Consider the following 16306-nt stretch of genomic DNA (forward strand, 5'->3'; position numbering starts at 1 on the left):
GCCGGCCACGCGGCCCTCACATATACAGGGGGTACTGTAAATGTTCTACACGCTAACCGCTAACCCGGCTGTCGACATGACGGTTTCGAGCTCTCCGCTCGAGCCCGACGAGAACGTCCGCACCGGCTCGGCCAGCTACACGGCCAACGGCAAGGGCCTCGACGTGTCCTTCGCCTTTAAGAAGATGGGCGTCGACACCGTCGCGCTCGGCTTCTTCGCTGGCTTCACGGGCAAGTTTATCGTCGAGGAGGTCATGAACCTGGGTTGCCTGTGTCGCCCGGTCTGGACCGATGGCATCACGCGTATCAACACCTACGTCAACGATGGCCAGCACGAGTACGGCATCCTGAACCCCGGCGCCCCGATTACGCCGGAGCATCAGAAGGAGCTCTACAACATCCTGGACACCGCGGGCGATCTTGAGTGTCTGATCGTCTCCGGTTCCGTGCCTCCCAAAGCTACGCCCGACTTCCTGGCTCAGGTCATGGAGCACGCTCAGGCCCGTGGCGCAGACGTCGTCCTTGACCTGTCCTCCGACAAGCTCAAGGAGCTCGCTCACAAGAAGCCGCTGCTCATTAAGCCGAACCATCACGAGATGAAGGCCATCTTCGGCGTGCCTGTCGACACCGACGACGAGGTCCGCGTTGCCATGAAGCTCGCCCACGACGCCGGCGTTCAGAACGTGCTGCTCACCCGTGGTAGCCGCGGCGACGCTTACTTCTCCAACGGCGAGGACATCTGGTACGCCAAGCGTGAGTTCAACATCAAGCTGGTCTCTTCTGTCTGCGCCGGCGACTGCACCCTCGCTGCGTTCCTGCACAAGTGGTACAGGGATCGCGACAACGTCGAGGAGGCCATGAAGCTCGCTATGGCTACCGGCGCTAACGTTGCCGAGTCCGTCGGCATCGGCGACTTCGGTCACGTCGATGAGTACAGCAAGCGCGTTGCTGTCCGCAAGCTCGACCGCAAGTAAGCGAAACTCATTATTTTCGCGTGTACGGCGCTCCGGTTTTGGCCGGGGCGCCATTTTTGTATATTGTGGGCGAGCGACAGGACAAGGACCCTGTTTCTTTTGCCCGTCATCCCGCCGCCCTGCACGCGTTCTACACCGTTCGCCGAGTCGCTATGGTCTTTTCCCGAAGCGTGGAATATACTTTCACTAACACGTTGCCTTGTGAAAGGAACTTACATGATTTACACGCTCACTGCAAATCCCGCCATTGACTACAACATTGCCTGTGACGGTCTTTCCGCCAACACCGTCACCCGCACTCGCAACGCGGTCTATACGCCCAACGGCAAGGGTCTTAACGTCTCGTTCACCCTCGATCACTACGGCGTCGACACCACGATCCTGGGCTTTTTTGCCGGTTTCTCGGGCGAGTTTATCGTCAAGGGCGCCGAGGCCCTGGGCGTGCCCGTCAAGCCCGTGTGGACCGATGGCATCACGCGCGTCAATGTCTTCCTCAACGCCGGTCCCGACACCGAGTACAACATGGTCAATGCAGGCGCTGCCATCAATGCTGCCAACGAGCAGGAAATGTTTGAGCTCATTGATTCGCTCGACGACATGACCTGCCTGGTCATTAGCGGCTCGCTGCCCCCCAACACCTCCGAGGGTTTCCTGGCCGAGGTACTTCGCCGTGTTAAGGCAAAAGGTGCCGAGTTCGTGCTCGATATCTCGAGCCATCAGCTGGCCGACCTCATTGCCATGGAGCCGTTGCTCATTAAGCCCAACGACGATGAACTGCTCGACATCTTTGGCATTAAGGTGAGCGGTGGCGACGACGAGTCCGTCAAGGGTGCGATGGCCGAGCTCCACGCCAAGGGAGCTAAGAACGTGCTGTTGACCCTGGGTGGCGCTGGCGCGTACTTCTCCAACGGAGAGCACATCTGGTTTGCCAACCGCACCTTTGAGGTCAAGCTGCTGTCGACGGTCTGCGCCGGCGACTCCTCACTTGCCGCCTTCCTGTCCGTGTGGCACGACGCTCCCGAGCGTGTTGAGGATGCCCTGCGCCTCTCGATGGCCACCGGCGCCAACGTGGTGGAGTGCCCCGGTCTGGGCGATTTTGCCAAGGTGGACGAATATAAGAAGCACATTGAGGTTCGCCAGGTCTGCTAGCCGCATCGATATGTCGTTGTCGAACACCCGCTTTGGATCTCCGAGGCGGGTGTTTTTTTTGCGTTCTGGCCGCATGTGGCGCTTACTGTCCCGTTCGTTCGAATCGACGATACGATTGCATGTGCGCGCATGCTCGTTTCTTGCTAGACTTCTTGAGAACCATCGATTAACGTTTGCAGGCGCAGGAGGCCATAGCTATGTGCAATGTTTCGCTCAACGGTACGCAGCCGACCAATGCCTCCATCCGTGTCCTGCGTGCGCTCGAGGCAGCCGGTCTTGAGGCTTGGTATGTTGGCGGTTGGGTGCGTGATGCCCTGATGGGGCGCCCCAGCCACGATGTTGATATGTGCTGCAGCGGCTTGTGGCAGGAGTCCAAGGCGGCGCTCGAGTCGCCTGACATTGCTGTGGTTGAGTCGGGCATTAAATTTGGCGGCATCACGGCCATTTGCGATGGCGAGCGCATTGAGGTCACGACGTATCGCTTGGACGGTTTTTACACCGATGGCCGCCATCCCCAGAGTGTGGAGCGTGCGGCTTCGCTTGAGGACGATCTGGCGCGCCGTGACTTTACCGTTAATGCCATGGCTTGGCATCCCGATCGTGGTCTTGTCGACCGCTACGATGGCCAAGGCGACCTTGAGCGTAAACTTATCCGTGCCGTCGGAGATCCCAAGCGTCGCTTTAACGAGGACGCGCTTCGCATGCTGCGCGCGGTGCGTTTTGCCTGCCGTCTGGATTTTATGATCGAGTCTAAGACCAAACAGGCGCTTGCCGAGTGCTCGCCGCTGCTCGATGCCGTGGCTCGCGAGCGCGTGGGCATTGAGCTCGAAGGCATTCTTTCGACCGGTCATGGGGGAGACGCGATGCTGCGCTACCCCGAGCTTATTTGTGCCGCCGTGCCCGAACTTTCGCCTGCTCGTGGGTTTGACCAGCGCAGCGTCTACCATGCCTTTAATGTCTATGAGCATATTGCTCGCGTGTTGACGGTGGCGGGGGAGCTGGCGCTGTGTGACGGCGTGGAGCCTTCGCCGAGCTTAATGTGGGCAGCGTTTTTGCACGACGTCTCCAAGCCCGACTGCTTTACGGTCGACCATGCGGGCAGCGGCCACTTTTACGGCCATCCCGAGCTTGGCGCCAAGAAGGCGCGCACCATTATGGATCGCCTGGCGCTTTCGCACGATTTGGTTCGCGACGTTTGCCTGCTTATCAAGTATCACGATAAGCCGTTGCGCCCTGAGCGTTCCTGTTTGCTCAATATGATGCGCTTGCTTTCGGGCGAGGGCGTCGACACGCAGCGCCTGATTGACGAGCTTATGGACCTTAAACGTGCCGATACGCTCGGTAAGGCGCCGTCGTGCTTCTATTACGTCGAGACGATCGAGGAGATGCGCTCACTCGCCCACGGACTGCTTGAGGCGGGGGAGCCCTATACGCTCAAGATGCTTGCCATCAACGGCGGCGACTTGATCCGCGCTGGCGTCAAGCCCGGGCCGGAGTTGGGGCAGCTGCTCAACGCCGCCCTCGACGCTGTGATCGAGGACAATGTTCCAAACGAGCGCGAAGCCATCCTGGCCCACCTCAACCTAGGATGATTTTTCTGGGACGGGGCTTAAAAAATCATAGGCTGTGGCTTTTAACTGCGCTTTCCATAACCTCCCGACAAAATTTGGGCAATTTGGAATTTCTTCTTGCGCTCGCGTTTTTTGTCCCGTAATATATCCTCGCAGCACGGCAGTGCAGATGTCATGTGGCCCGTTCGTCTAGCGGTTTAGGACGCCGCCCTCTCAAGGCGGAGATCACCAGTTCGAATCTGGTACGGGCTACCACTTCTTTTCTGCTGAGGCTTATGGCCCGTTCGTCTAGCGGTTTAGGACGCCGCCCTCTCAAGGCGGAGATCACCAGTTCGAATCTGGTACGGGCTACCATGTTTTAGATACCCGGTCTTTCGTATGAAGGCCGGGTTTTTTAATGCATGCGGGCTGGTCTGTTAATCCCATTTGCCTCATGGCTTTACGTTTTGCTCATCTCCCATACGGGTACAATAGGCCAGATACTTTGACGGTCAGAAGGAGCCTCATGACGGAGTCCTCTCAGCATGCGCCTAAGCCTCAGGTTGAGGTTTCTGGCGGCGATGACAACAAGAGCGCGCGTCGCGGCGCTATCTTCATCGGCGTTGTGCTAATCGGCTACATCGTCTATCTGGTCGTGACCGGGCAGATGGGGCAGTTTTGGGCCGCTATGTCCAGCGTTCAGATGCCCTGGCTCTTTGCTGCATGCTTTTGTATGTTTCTGTATCTTGTTTTTGGCATCGTGGCGTACGCAATTGCCGTTTGGCTCGACCCCGATTCGCCCGTCGGCATCCGCGACCTCATTTCGGTCGAGGCGAGCGGAATCTTCTTTGGCAACTTGACGCCCATGATGATGGGCTCTACGCCTGCCCAGATTTACCGCCTGACCAAAGCCGGCCAAAACGTGGGCGAGGCAGGTGCCACGCAGTTCACGCGCTTTATCGTGTACCAGTTTGGCCTGGTGGCATGGGGCGCCATTCTGCTGCTTGCCCGCATGCCGTTTTTCGCCGAGCGCTATGGCGACATGACGCTGCTGTGCGTCTTTAGTTTTGGCGGCCATTGCTGTATCCTGCTCGGCATCTTTGCCGTGGCGTTGATGCCCAAGACCGTCACGCGCGTCGCCCATTGCATCATCAATTGGCTCGAGCGAATGGGCGTCTCGGCTACAAAGATCGAGGGCTGGCGCACCTTTGTCGATGGCGAGATCTACTCGTTCTCCGAGAAATTCAAACTCTCTGCCGGTCATTTTTCGTCCATGCTGCTCACGGTCGTCATCACTATGCTGCAGCTTGCGTTTTTCTACCTGGTTCCGTACTTTTTGATGCTCTCCTTTGGCCACCACGAAGTTGACTTTTTCTCGGTCATGGCCGCGAGCGCCTTTGTCCAGCTGCTGAGCTCCGCCGTTCCGCTGCCCGGCGGCACTGGTGGCGCCGAGGGTGGCTTCGCACTTTTCTTGGGTCACTTTTTTGGCACGGCCTCTACTGCCGGCTATCTACTGTGGCGTCTGATCACCTTTATCGCGCCGACCATTTTGGCTGCCCCACTGCTGGGCCTTAAGAGTGCTCACAACGAGAGTATCCATGCGCGCTGGGATCGTGTGATGCGAAAGCTTGGACGCACGCCTCAGACGCCCTCTGCGCCCGTTAAGGCGCATCCTGCGTACCAGGTTACCGTGGACCCCAATCAGCGTGCTCAAAAGGCTGCTGTGGCCTCTAAGCCGGCTCGCAAGACCTACGTTCGTCAGACTGGCGACGGTATCCGCGTTTCCCCGTCGGCGCTCAATAAAAAGAAGCGGTCCTAGGGCCCGGTCGGCGAGTCGTGCGTTCTTGATGACGCTCGTCATTGCGATGTGAGTTGTAGGATAATCCTCTTACGTTGATTATCTCCCACATGTAGAGGACTTACAGGTGGGCTGTTGACATGAAGGGGACACGTCTATGGCTACCACCAAACCGCGCCTTGACCGTCGTATCGTCCGTAGTCGCAATGCGATTCTTTCGGCGTTTGAGCGACTGCTCATGGAAAAGCCTCTGGCCGATATTACGGTGAGCGCCATCGCGCGTGAGGCAAATGTCGACCGTAAGACCTTCTACGTGCACTTTGGCACGGTCGACGGCTTGCTCGACGCCATTGCCGTCGATGTGGTAGAGATGATTGTGGATTCGGTCGAGAAGACGCTTTCCTCCATGGGTGGCGACACCAACGAGCGCGCACTTGGCGCTGCGGCGTCCTTTTTCAAGACCGTTAACGAGGCACTGTGCAACAACCTGGTGCTCAATCGCCAGTTGATTGAAAACATTCCGCTCGACGACTTTATGGCTCGTCTGCGTGTGCCGCTCGAGCACGAGATCGCTGAGCGCGATCTGCTGCCCGAGGGTCTAAAGGATGAGATGTTCGATTACTACCTGGCGTTTTTGCTGTCCGGCATTATCGGCATCTATCGCACGTGGGCGTTGTCGGACGGCTCGGTTCCCATCGAGCGCGTCTCGGCGGTCGCCAACGACCTAACTCTCAACGGCCTATCCAGCCTGGAATCTCGTTTCGAATAGCACTAGCGCCTTATCCTCCCTGAGTTGCGGTGAAATAAGGACTGAATTGGTCTTCTAGCGGCCTAAAGGGGGTGCGGACGATTTCTTGGACCGCGCCTAGGCGTATCCAAGCTTCCTGCGGTACTCCATCGGGCTCAGCCACTCGAGGGACTTCTTGATGCGCCCGTCCCGATAGTACACGAGGTAGGCCTCGAGCCTCCCCATGAACTCCTCGGCCGTCACGCCCTCCCAGTCCCTGTAGCGGAAGAACTCGTTCTTGAGGCGCCCGAAGAAGCCCTCGCAGGCCGAGTTGTCCGGGCTGCATCCCTTCGCGGACATGCTCCTGACCAGGCCGTTCTCCTCGCAGATCCCGATCCACTCCGGCCAGCGGTAGTGGCCGCCCCGGTCCGAGTGGATCGTCGTGCGCGCGCCCGCCGGCCTCGCCGCGCAGGCCTTGAGCAGGCTCGAGTTCGCGAGGCGCTTGTCGGGGTGCAGCCCGATCGACCAGGCGACGGGCATCCCGTCGAAGCAGTCGATGACCGGGCTCAGGTAGACCTTCTCGCCGCCCGGGAGCCTGAACTCGGTGATGTCGGTGAGCCACAGCCGGTTGGGCTCGTCGGCGTGGAAATTCCTGTTCACGAGGTTCTCCGGCGCCTTGGAGACCTCGCCGGCGTAGGAGCTGTAGCCCCGGGCGCGCCTCCTGTTGTAGACGACCTCGAGGCCCTCCTCGCGCATCACGCGGGCCACGCGCTTCTCGCTGGCGCGGACGCCCTCGCGGCGCAGGCGCGCCCAGACGGTGCGGTACCCCCAGCACCCCGAGCCCTCGCGGAAGATGCGCACCACGCGGTCGCGTATGTCGGCGTCGCGGTCGCGCGGCGCGGCGACGCGGGGCCTCCAGTACTCATAGGAGCTCTTCGATATCCTCAAGAAACCTGTGATCGAGCGGAGGGGCAGGGCGGTCGCCCGCCTCAATCTCTCGCCGAGCTCGCACTTGCTCCTGTTCGAGATCGAAGCCGGGTCCCACCCTTCCGCTTTTAGGTCGGCCAACACCGCCCTGAGCAGCAGGTTCTCTATCTGGTCCTCGTTGAGCCCGGCGAGCGGGCCGGTCGCGGGCGGGGCGTAGATCGACTTGTCGGGGCCCAAGCTGGCCTCCTTCCGTGGCGGTTCCCTCGCCACGATTCTACAGCCCCCGCCGGTGTAGCTGCGCGGGAGGTGGCCCGTCGCCCACTTCTTGGCCGCGCTCACCGTGACCCCCGCGAACTCCGCGGCGGCGGTGGGCCCCATGCCGTCCTCCGTCGCCAGGAGGAAGAGCTCGACCTTCTCCCTGCTGTACATGCGAACCTCCAGTCCGGACCGCCCCGCGGTCCAACTTTCTGTCCGCACCCCCAAACAGTCCCTATTTCACCGCAACTTAGGGTTGAGGTTCTACTGGTAGCGCAGGCACTCCACGGGGTCGAGTTTCGCGGCGCGGCGGGCGGGGTAGAAGCCAAAGATCACGCCGATGCCGACCGATACGGCAAACGCGAGCAGCACAGTTGTAATGGAGAAGCTCGGCGTAATCGTCCCGGTGGCTCCGAACTCGCTCATAATGCCCGAGTTGGCGGCAAAGAACGTGAGCCCCCAGGCCAGCAGATAGCCAATCACGACACCTAAAATGCCGCCGGTGATGCACAGCGCCGAGGATTCGGCCAAAAACTGGGCGGTGATGTCACGTCGGCTTGCGCCCAGAGCGCGGCGAATGCCAATTTCGCGGATGCGCTCGGTCACGTTGGTGAGCATCATGTTCATGATGCCGATACCGCCCACAAGCAGCGATATGCCGGCAACCGCGCCCATGATGAGCGAGAAGGCGCCCATAAAGGAGTTGAGGGCATCGATAGCGCTCTTCATGGAGCTTGCCGACACGCTTTCATAATCGTCGTCCTCCGAGATACCCTTCATGCTGCGAACTTTGGATTCGATCGTCTTGCAGAGCTCGTCCATATCGGTGCCCTCGGCGGCGAGTGCCGTCACGCTGGGAAACGACGGATTGTCATCGCCGTAGAGCTCGGAGATCGTTGCTCGTGGCATGTACAGGCTCAGCGAACCCATGGAGTCGTTGCCGCCGTCGATGACGCCAATGATCTGTACGTCTCCGCTCGAAACCTTGATGGTCTTGCCAATCGCGTCCTGTTCGTTGCCGTACAGTTGATCGGCGCCGCCGCGGCCAATGAGCGCCACGTGCGCGCCGGATTTGGACTCGATGTCGCTATAGGTGCGACCGGCGACGATCTTGCTGGCGCCCACGGCGTCGAGCATGTCGCTATCGACGCCCTGTGCCATGACGGTATAGCTCTTATCTCCAACTCTGTACTCGGAATAGGCGCTGTCGACGATGCCGATCTGCTCAATTTGCGGCACCATTTTTCGTAGCTTTTCAACATCCGAATCGGTGAGCTCTTGGGACGAGTAGATCTGCACCATGCGGGCCGCGTTGAGGCCCAAGCTGTTGACCAGGCTGTTTTGGATGCCGCCGATGAGCGAGGTCATGGCTATGACCGAGGCGATGCCAATGACGATACCTAGGATAGTGAGCAGGCTACGTCCCTTGTTGGCCTCGAGCGAGTGCAGGGCTTCTTGGACAAGATCGCGGGTGCTCATGCCTTCGCTCCTTTCGACGGTGTAGAAGGTACATCAATCGCGGGTAGGTTGCTGATGGCGCCGCGTAGCGTATTCGGCGCATGCGCGATATATGCGCCGTCATGGATTCGCCCGTCGCGAATGGTCACGGCACGGTCGGCCTCGGCGGCAATGCCCGGGTCGTGCGTGATGAGTACGATGGTCTTGCCGCGCTCCTGGAGCTTGTGGAAGGTTTCCATGACGAGCGCCCCGGTTGCCGAGTCCAGGTTTCCCGTGGGCTCGTCGGCCAGGATGATGGGCGGATCGTTGACGAGGGCGCGCGCGATGGCGACGCGCTGCATCTGTCCACCCGAGAGTTCCGATATGCGGTGGTCCCAATGGTCGACCGGTAGCGTGACGGCTTGCAGTGCGTGCACGGCGCGCATCTCGCGCTGGTTGCGCGGCACATTGGTGTAGGACAGCGGCAGCATGACGTTTTCGATAACCGACAGACGCGGCAGCAGGTTGAAACTCTGAAAGACAAAGCCGATGCTCAGCGCACGCACCTCGGTGAGCTCATCATCGTCGAGTTCGGCGACATTGAGGCCCTGCAGGTAATAGTCGCCCGCCGTCGGTTTGTCCAAGCAACCCAGGATGTTCATGAGCGTCGACTTGCCCGAGCCCGAGGGGCCGGTGATGGCGACGAACTCACCGGGGTCCACCGCCAGGCTCACATTGTGCAGGATGTGAGCGCAACCGGCCTCGCTCTCAAAGATGCGGTGCACGTTGCGGATGTCGATGACGGGGCGCATTACATGCCCTCATCGGCAGGCATACTGTCGCCGCCGTCTGCCGTCATGCCCGCGCCGGTATCCACCACGATGGTGTCTCCATCGCGCAGCTTGGTAACCGGCACGTCGGGGTTGATCTCGTTGCCTTGCTCGTCGCGCTTGACCTGCGTCTTGCCGACCACAGCTTCGTTGTCGTTTTGCGTCACGACAGTTACCTTCACGCGGCGCGTTTCCTTGCCTTCGTCATCGGTGGCCAGATTGACGTAATAGTGCTCGCCATCCTCGGTCATGAGCGCCATGGTGGGCACCATGACTACGTCGTCAAGCTGCTCGGTCACCACCGAGACCTCGGCAGTCATACCGGGCTTAAGGCGGCTGTCGGGTGCTTCGATGAGGATGTCGACGTTAAAGGTTACGCTTCCGCCACCACCGTTGGCTGCGTCGGAGTTTGCAACCGATGCGATAGCCGTGACGGTGCCCTGGCTCACGATATCGGGAAACGCGGGATAGGTAACGTTGGCGCTCTGGCCCACGGCGATCTTGGCGATGTCCTTTTCGCCCACCTGAACCGTCACCTTCATCTTAGAGAGGTCGGCGATTTGCATGCACTGCTTGCCGCCGCTCGTGTCACCTTCGCCCATGACCATGCCTCCGGTCACCGTGGCGCCCACTTTGGCGTTGAGTTCGACGATGCTACCCGAGCTGGGGGCCTTTACGGTGCGTTCGGTCGCCTTGGCGTTTGCCTGGTCCAGGGTTGCCTGGGCCGAGGCGAGATTGCGCTGAGCGCTCGAGACGGCGCTGGCGTTGGCGGTTGCATCCGTCGGGGTGGTCACTCCGTCGGCATCCAGCGTCGGTGCTGCCTGTGCGGCAGCAAGTGTCGCCTGTGCGTTTTTCAGGTCTTCCTGGGCGGCCGCGACCGCGCGCTGCGCCTCGGCAACGGCATTATCGAGCTCATCGTTTTTAATGGTCATGAGCACGTCGCCCTCGTTGACGCTCTGACCGGCTTGCACGTTGATCGATGCTACCGTGCCGTCAACAGAAGGGGAGACCACTGAGGCAGAAATTGGCTTGAGCTGTCCTTTTGCCTCGACAGTCGTGGTAAAGGTGCCTTCCATGACCATGTCGGTAACAGGTTCACCTGCAGATTGCGGCTGCGAATTGAGGACAACGCTCACAATAATGGCAATTAGGACAATGCCGCCCACGATGCCGGCAGCGATGCCGCGGCGGACGAGCTTTTTGCGGCGCCGCTCCGCGCGCTTGGCCTTGAGCTTTGCGTAAGCCTCATCGTCGGATATTCCGGCGTTACCTTGCTCGTCGTCGTTTTGCTGTGCCGTGGGGGCGCTTGTGATGAGCGGTAGAGTTTCAGTTGCGCCTTCCGGCACGCGCCCGGTATCGTCGGGACCCGGGGTGATGGTGGGGACATTCGACATAGCGTCTCCTTTATAGAACTTACCGCGATAAGTATATGCGCCCACCGGTTGGGGCGGGCGCACAGGCGCGATTCTTTCAGCATCGAAAGGTAGGTGACGCTGAGCTTTGTTGTGACACGCGTGATGTGCTAGGAATGCACGACCACGCACAGACCGACTTTGATGCAGTCGTGGAGCGCCTTGGCATCGGCCAGGCGCAGATTGATGCAGCCGTGGCTACCGCACCATTTGTACGATTCGGCACTATCGAAACTCGAATCGTTTTGCCAGGTAGCGTCGTGGAAGCCAACCATGTTGCCCTCAAACGGCATCCAGTAGCTCACCGGGCTCTCGTATTTGGGCTTACCGGTCTTGGGGTCCTTGGCGCCGATAAGCTTGGTGGCGCCGTCGTTGCTGTTGATCTGCCACACGCCCTCGGGGGTGGCGTCTTCGCCCGGTTTGCCGGAAATAAAGTTGGCCTCCCAAACGATATTGCCGCTCTCGTCGTAGTAGCGCGCGTGCTGCTCGGACAGGTCGACGTCGATATACGCCTTCCAATCGGGCTCGCCCTTGGCGGTAAAGGTGTCGGCCTTCTGGGAGTAATTGATCTCAATCTCGCCGGTCTGCTTGTTGTTTATAGCATCCTCGACCTGCTTGGCAAGCGTGCTGCTATCGATAGACCAACCAAAGTCACCGCCTTCGACGGCACATTGCTTGCCATCGGCGCGCGTCCACCAACGAGTGGAGCCCACGGTGTTAAAGCCATTGGCGAGGTCTGCTGCCCAGTTGCTGATCTGGGAGGTGTCAAGTGTGGGGTTCGCGGGGTCGGCAAAACTGATCCACTGCAGCACCGAGCTGCCGTCGACCTTGCCGGCATCGTTGCCGTTGAGCTTAAGGGTCACGTTAACGCCCAGGAAGTTGTTGGCGGCATCGCATGCGGCCTGGATCTGGTCGTTGGTGAGTGTGCCGTTGAGCGGCTCGTAGGCATCGTTTCCGAGCTTCGTAAGATCGACGGTCTCGGACAGCGACGCGAGCTCGATCTCCGCATACTTAATGACATGCTCGCGGTTGAGCTTTTCGTTGGAGCGGGCCTTCTCGATCGTGAACTTGCCCGCCTTCTCGTCGTAGGAGCTCGATGCCTCAAAGGTACCCGTGCGGCCCTCGTTGAATGCGTCGATGGCGGCACCCAGATCCTCCTCGAACTGCTTTTGGTCAAAGGCGTCCGAGAGCATGGACAGGTCGACGTCCTGTTCCAGGTCGATGGTACCGTTTTTGGTCGCGCTAACGTTCTTGCCGCCGAGCGAGGCAATCAGGCGCGAAGGCCACAGCAGCGGCTCGTTGCTGCCGATAATCTCGTGGGCAGCTGCCTCGCCGTCGACGATGGGCTCGTCGGATTCGGGCTGATAGGTCCAGCTAAAGTCTTCACCCGAAACGGTGAGCTTGTAGTGCTTCCACGCTGAGTTGACCTTGGTAGCGGCGGATGAGGCGTTGGAAAACGAGATATCGACGCCGGCGATGGTGGTGTTGGGGTAGGCAATCTGCGAAAACGCCACGACGCCCACGATATAGACGATAGCGACAAGGCCGAGGACGACGAAGAACGCCGTCTTGCCGCCCGTCTTATTGCCCTTTGCGGATCGGTTGTCGGCGGGGCCGCGGTTGTTAGAAACTCGAGTGTGCGAAGGGCCCTGGTTGTGACCGGCGCCATGTGCGGAACGCTGCTGACGCTGCTGATGCTGGCCCTGATTGGGGCGCGGGGAGGTATTTGCCGCGCCGTGCTGTTGACCATGGGCTGGCGCAATGGGACGGGGCGATTGGATGCCTCCGGGCTGCCTGCTGGGCTGTTGCGGATCGGGGATCAGTTGGCTGCGGTCGAGTTGCGACATCGTGTATATTTCCTTCGAGTTTCGCTTTACGGCTCATCGTGTTTTAACTGGGCTTGAATTATAGCGATTACGCAATTGCTTGTGTTACGAAAACAGTGGCGATAAAGGATAGGTGGGACATATGTCCCACCTATCGTTCGCTTTTGCTCACTATCCGCATATTCCGCATTTTGCGCACGCCGAGAGTGCTGCCGGAGCCTGCGCGATGCCGCCCTTGGCCGTCTCGCGCAACGTGGCGGGCAGGGCGTGGCCCACCGAGAGCATCACGTGCGCCATCTGGTCAAACGGCACCAGGCTCTTGATGCCGGCGAGGGCGAGCTGCGCCGAGCTGAAGGCCGCGGCCACGCCGATGGCGTTGCGGTTTTGGCAGGGCACCTCGACAAGGCCGCCGACGGGGTCGCAAACGAGGCCCAACAGGTTGCTCAGTGCAATGGAGCTGGCGTCGAGCGCTTGCTCGGGCGTGCCGCCCATCATCTGGACCAGCGCGGCGGCGGCCATGGCGGCAGCGCTTCCAACCTCGGCCTGACATCCGCCCTCGGCGCCGGCGACGCAGGCGCTCGTGGTGAGGTTGAGGCCGATGGCGGCGGCGCAGTAGAGGGCATTCATGACCTGTTCCTCGTCGAGCTGGAGGTGATCGGCGAGCGCCAGCACGCAGCCGGGGACGACGCCCGCGGAGCCGGCCGTGGGGGCGGCAACGATCACGCCCATGGTGGCGGAGCGCTCAAGCACGGCCATCGCGCGGGCCACGGCATCGGTCTGAACGGGGCCCATCAGGCTTGCGCTCAAATCGTTGCGGCAGGTGGCATCGACGAGCTTGGCCTCTCCGCCGATAAGCCCGCCGAGCGATCGCTGCGGATTGGCGATGGGGGCCGTGGTCTCCTCGCGCATGACGTCGAGCACGCGGCGCATGGCTGCGATAGCATGGGCCTCGCCGGTCAGACGCGCCTCGCGCACGGCCATGACGGCGCCGATATTCAAACCGAGTTCGGCGCACGCATCGAGCATCTGCTCGCCGTCGTCGAAGATTTCCTTGGCCGAGACGCCGGGGGAGAGCGACGAGGCCGAGCCCGGGAGCTCGATAAACGTGGCGTAATCGACATTGTCGAGCTTGCGCAGCATGGGGACGACGGTGTCGTCGGGAGCGCCGTCGGTCTCAAAGACGGAATAGGCCTGGCCGCCCACCTCGGTGCGATAGGTGCGGCAGAAGGCGATGTTCACGTGTGCGTAGGCGAGCAGGTTCGTGAGCGCTGCGAGCACGCCGGGAACGTCCTGGTGCGCCACGAAGAGCGTGGAATACATGCCCGAGATGTCGACGCCGACGCCGTTGATGCGGCTGATGCGCATCTTGCCGCCGCCGAGGCTCTCGCCGCGGACCTGTGCCGTGGCGCCCGTGTCGTCGACCATCTCGATGTCGACGGTGTTGGGGTGGATGGAGGCGTCGTCGCCCTTGATGTCAAAGTGATAGTCGAGACCCTGCTCGCGTGCGAGGTTAAAGGCCTGCTTGATGTTCTCGTCGTCGGTATCGAGGCCCAAGATACCCGCGACGAGCGCGCGGTCGGTGCCGTGGCCGCGGTAGGTATGGGCAAAGGAGTTCCACAGGCCAAAGGTGACCTTGGTGATGCGGCCTTCCAGCAGGCTGGCGGCAACCTGGGCGCAGCGCAGGGCGCCGGCGGTGTGCGACGAGCTGGGGCCGACCATGACGGGGCCCAAGATCTCGAATGCCGAGGTCGTAGCTAGTGTTTGCGGCTTGCCTGCCATGGCTGCTCCTTCTTTATCTCGTCGTCCCGAGGGGCGGGGCATACTCTGTCCCGCCGTTCCGAGGGCTTTGGTATTTGGTCGCCTGCTCGGACAGTCCTGCTCGCACGGAGGCCACATTAAGTGGCCTCCGGCTCGTGCGGAACTCGCGATCGACCAAATACCAAAGCCCTCGGAACTTAGGATACATGGTTGGAGTCGCTCTGCTGCAAAATTTATCGGTCTGTGACCTATTCCATGTCCCAGGTCGGCTCATCTTCACCACCGTTTAAATAAAAAAGAAGTACCGGTTGGAGCCGGTACTTCTTTTGGTGCGTTTTTATTTGGCTGTGGCTTTTCTTGTTAGCTTACAGACCGCAGGCTGCTTTGAGTTCTTCGACTCGGTCGGTTTTCTCCCAGGTGAAGTCGGGGTCTTCGCGGCCAAAGTGACCGTAGGCTGCCGTCTTTTCGTAGATGGGGCGGCGCAGGTCCAGGTCGCGGATGATGGCGCCCGGGCGCAGGTCGAAGGTCTTCTCCACGGCCTCGACGATCTTGTCCTCGGCAACATGTGCGGTGCCAAAGGTGTCGACCATGATCGACAGCGGCTTGGACACGCCGATGGCGTAGGCCAGCTCGACCTCGCAGCGGTCGGCCAGGCCGGCAGCCACCACGTTCTTGGCGACCCAGCGCGCGGCGTATGCGGCGGAACGGTCGACCTTGGTGCAGTCCTTGCCGCTAAAGGCGCCGCCGCCGTGACGGCCGTAACCGCCGTAGGTGTCGACGATGATCTTGCGGCCGGTGAGGCCCGTGTCGCCCATGGGGCCGCCCACGACAAAGCGACCGGTGGGGTTCACGTAGATGTCGGCGTTGTTCCACGGCATGTTCTCGGCAGCCATGACGGGGGTGATGACGTGCTCGATGAGGTCGTCCTTGATCTTGCCCATGTCCTCAATTTCGGCAGCGTGCTGCGTGGAGATGACGATGGTCGTGACCTCGACTGGCTTGCCGTCCTCGTAGCGCACCGTGACCTGAGTCTTGCCGTCGGGGCGCAGATAGGGCAGGGTACCGTCGTGGCGCACGGCGGACAGGCGCTCGGCCAGGCGGCTTGCCAGGTAGTGCGGCATGGGCATGAGGGTCTTGGTCTCGTTGGAGGCGTAGCCGAACATCATGCCCTGGTCGCCAGCGCCGATCAGGTCGATCGGGTCGGTGGTAGCGCCGGTCTGGGTCTCGAAGGACTCGTCGACACCCTGGGCGATATCGGGCGACTGCTCGTGGATGAGGCTCATAACGCCGCAGGTATCGCAGTCAAAACCGAACTTTGCACGGTTGTAACCAATGCGGCGGATAACGCCACGGGCAATTTCCTGCACGTCGACGTAGGCCTGGGTGCGGATCTCGCCGGCAACGATGACGGTGCCGGTGGTCACGAGGGTCTCGCAGGCGCAGCGGACGTTTTCCACGTTGGCGGGCACGCCGTTGGGCGCAATATAGCCCTGCTCCTGCAGCTCTATTTCTTTGGCAAGGATTGCGTCGAGGACGGCATCGCTGATCTGGTCGGCGATCTTATCGGGATGACCTTCGGTCACCGACTCCGACGTAAACACAAAGGATCCGTGTTGGGGTGGGATGGAACGAAGCTCTTCTGACATGATTGTCCTTTCAAAAAC

12 protein-coding genes and 2 tRNA genes are annotated in these 16306 nt (G+C 60.7%); 7 read left to right on the forward strand and 7 right to left on the reverse strand.

Annotated elements, in window-relative coordinates; genetic code table 11:
* Nucleotides 1-40: 40 nt before the first annotated feature.
* The 7 genes from OGM60_05040 to OGM60_05070 all read left to right on the forward strand — a co-directional run bounded on the left by OGM60_05040 (nt 41) and on the right by OGM60_05070 (nt 6239).
* Complete coding sequence (locus OGM60_05040; GenBank protein ID UYI98276.1) at nt 41-973, forward strand: 1-phosphofructokinase family hexose kinase; 933 nt, start codon at nt 41-43, stop codon at nt 971-973.
* A gap of 216 nt (nt 974-1189) precedes the next feature.
* Nucleotides 1190-2122 carry a hexose kinase gene (locus OGM60_05045; protein UYI98277.1) on the forward strand — a complete coding sequence of 311 codons (933 nt, stop codon included), beginning with the start codon at nt 1190-1192 and terminating at the stop codon, nt 2120-2122.
* Nucleotides 2123-2319: 197 nt separating this feature from the next.
* Entirely contained in the window at nt 2320-3714 is a 1395-nt protein-coding gene (locus tag OGM60_05050) for an HD domain-containing protein (GenBank protein ID UYI98278.1), read from the forward strand.
* A gap of 157 nt (nt 3715-3871) precedes the next feature.
* Nucleotides 3872-3948, forward strand: a tRNA-Glu gene (locus OGM60_05055).
* Between the two features lie 22 nt (nt 3949-3970).
* Nucleotides 3971-4047: transfer RNA gene (locus OGM60_05060), tRNA-Glu, on the forward strand.
* Between the two features lie 151 nt (nt 4048-4198).
* Nucleotides 4199-5491, forward strand: coding sequence for a flippase-like domain-containing protein (locus OGM60_05065; GenBank protein UYI98279.1), 1293 nt, complete (start codon nt 4199-4201; stop codon nt 5489-5491).
* A gap of 136 nt (nt 5492-5627) precedes the next feature.
* The gene (locus tag OGM60_05070) at nt 5628-6239 is read left to right on the forward strand and encodes a TetR/AcrR family transcriptional regulator (protein UYI98280.1); all 612 of its coding nucleotides are present in this window, start codon (nt 5628-5630) and stop codon (nt 6237-6239) included.
* 96 nt (nt 6240-6335) lie between these two features.
* Here the strand turns inward: OGM60_05070 and OGM60_05075 are convergent, their stop codons facing one another.
* The 7 genes from OGM60_05075 to metK all read right to left on the reverse strand — a co-directional run bounded on the left by OGM60_05075 (nt 6336) and on the right by metK (nt 16288).
* Nucleotides 6336-7553, reverse strand: coding sequence for an IS3 family transposase (locus OGM60_05075; GenBank protein UYI98281.1), 1218 nt, complete (start codon nt 7551-7553; stop codon nt 6336-6338).
* 90 nt (nt 7554-7643) lie between these two features.
* On the reverse strand, nt 7644-8858 hold the full coding sequence (locus OGM60_05080) for an ABC transporter permease (GenBank protein UYI98282.1): 1215 nt from the start codon (nt 8856-8858) through the stop codon (nt 7644-7646).
* Entirely contained in the window at nt 8855-9628 is a 774-nt protein-coding gene (locus tag OGM60_05085) for an ABC transporter ATP-binding protein (GenBank protein UYI98283.1), read from the reverse strand. The genes OGM60_05080 and OGM60_05085 overlap by 4 nt, the downstream gene beginning before the upstream one ends.
* Nucleotides 9628-11040 carry an efflux RND transporter periplasmic adaptor subunit gene (locus OGM60_05090; protein UYI98284.1) on the reverse strand — a complete coding sequence of 471 codons (1413 nt, stop codon included), beginning with the start codon at nt 11038-11040 and terminating at the stop codon, nt 9628-9630. The genes OGM60_05085 and OGM60_05090 overlap by 1 nt, the downstream gene beginning before the upstream one ends.
* Before the next feature lie 128 nt (nt 11041-11168).
* On the reverse strand, nt 11169-12905 hold the full coding sequence (locus OGM60_05095; GenBank protein UYI98285.1) for a L,D-transpeptidase: 1737 nt from the start codon (nt 12903-12905) through the stop codon (nt 11169-11171).
* Between the two features lie 150 nt (nt 12906-13055).
* Nucleotides 13056-14663, reverse strand: a complete 1608-nt coding sequence (gene sdaAA / locus OGM60_05100; protein UYI98286.1) for an L-serine ammonia-lyase, iron-sulfur-dependent, subunit alpha — start codon at nt 14661-14663, stop codon at nt 13056-13058.
* 344 nt (nt 14664-15007) lie between these two features.
* On the reverse strand, nt 15008-16288 hold the full coding sequence (gene metK / locus OGM60_05105; protein UYI98287.1) for a methionine adenosyltransferase: 1281 nt from the start codon (nt 16286-16288) through the stop codon (nt 15008-15010).
* Nucleotides 16289-16306 lie beyond the last annotated feature (18 nt).

It is taken from the genome of Coriobacteriaceae bacterium (genome assembly GCA_025757745.1).
Lineage (GTDB): Bacteria > Actinomycetota > Coriobacteriia > Coriobacteriales > Coriobacteriaceae > Collinsella.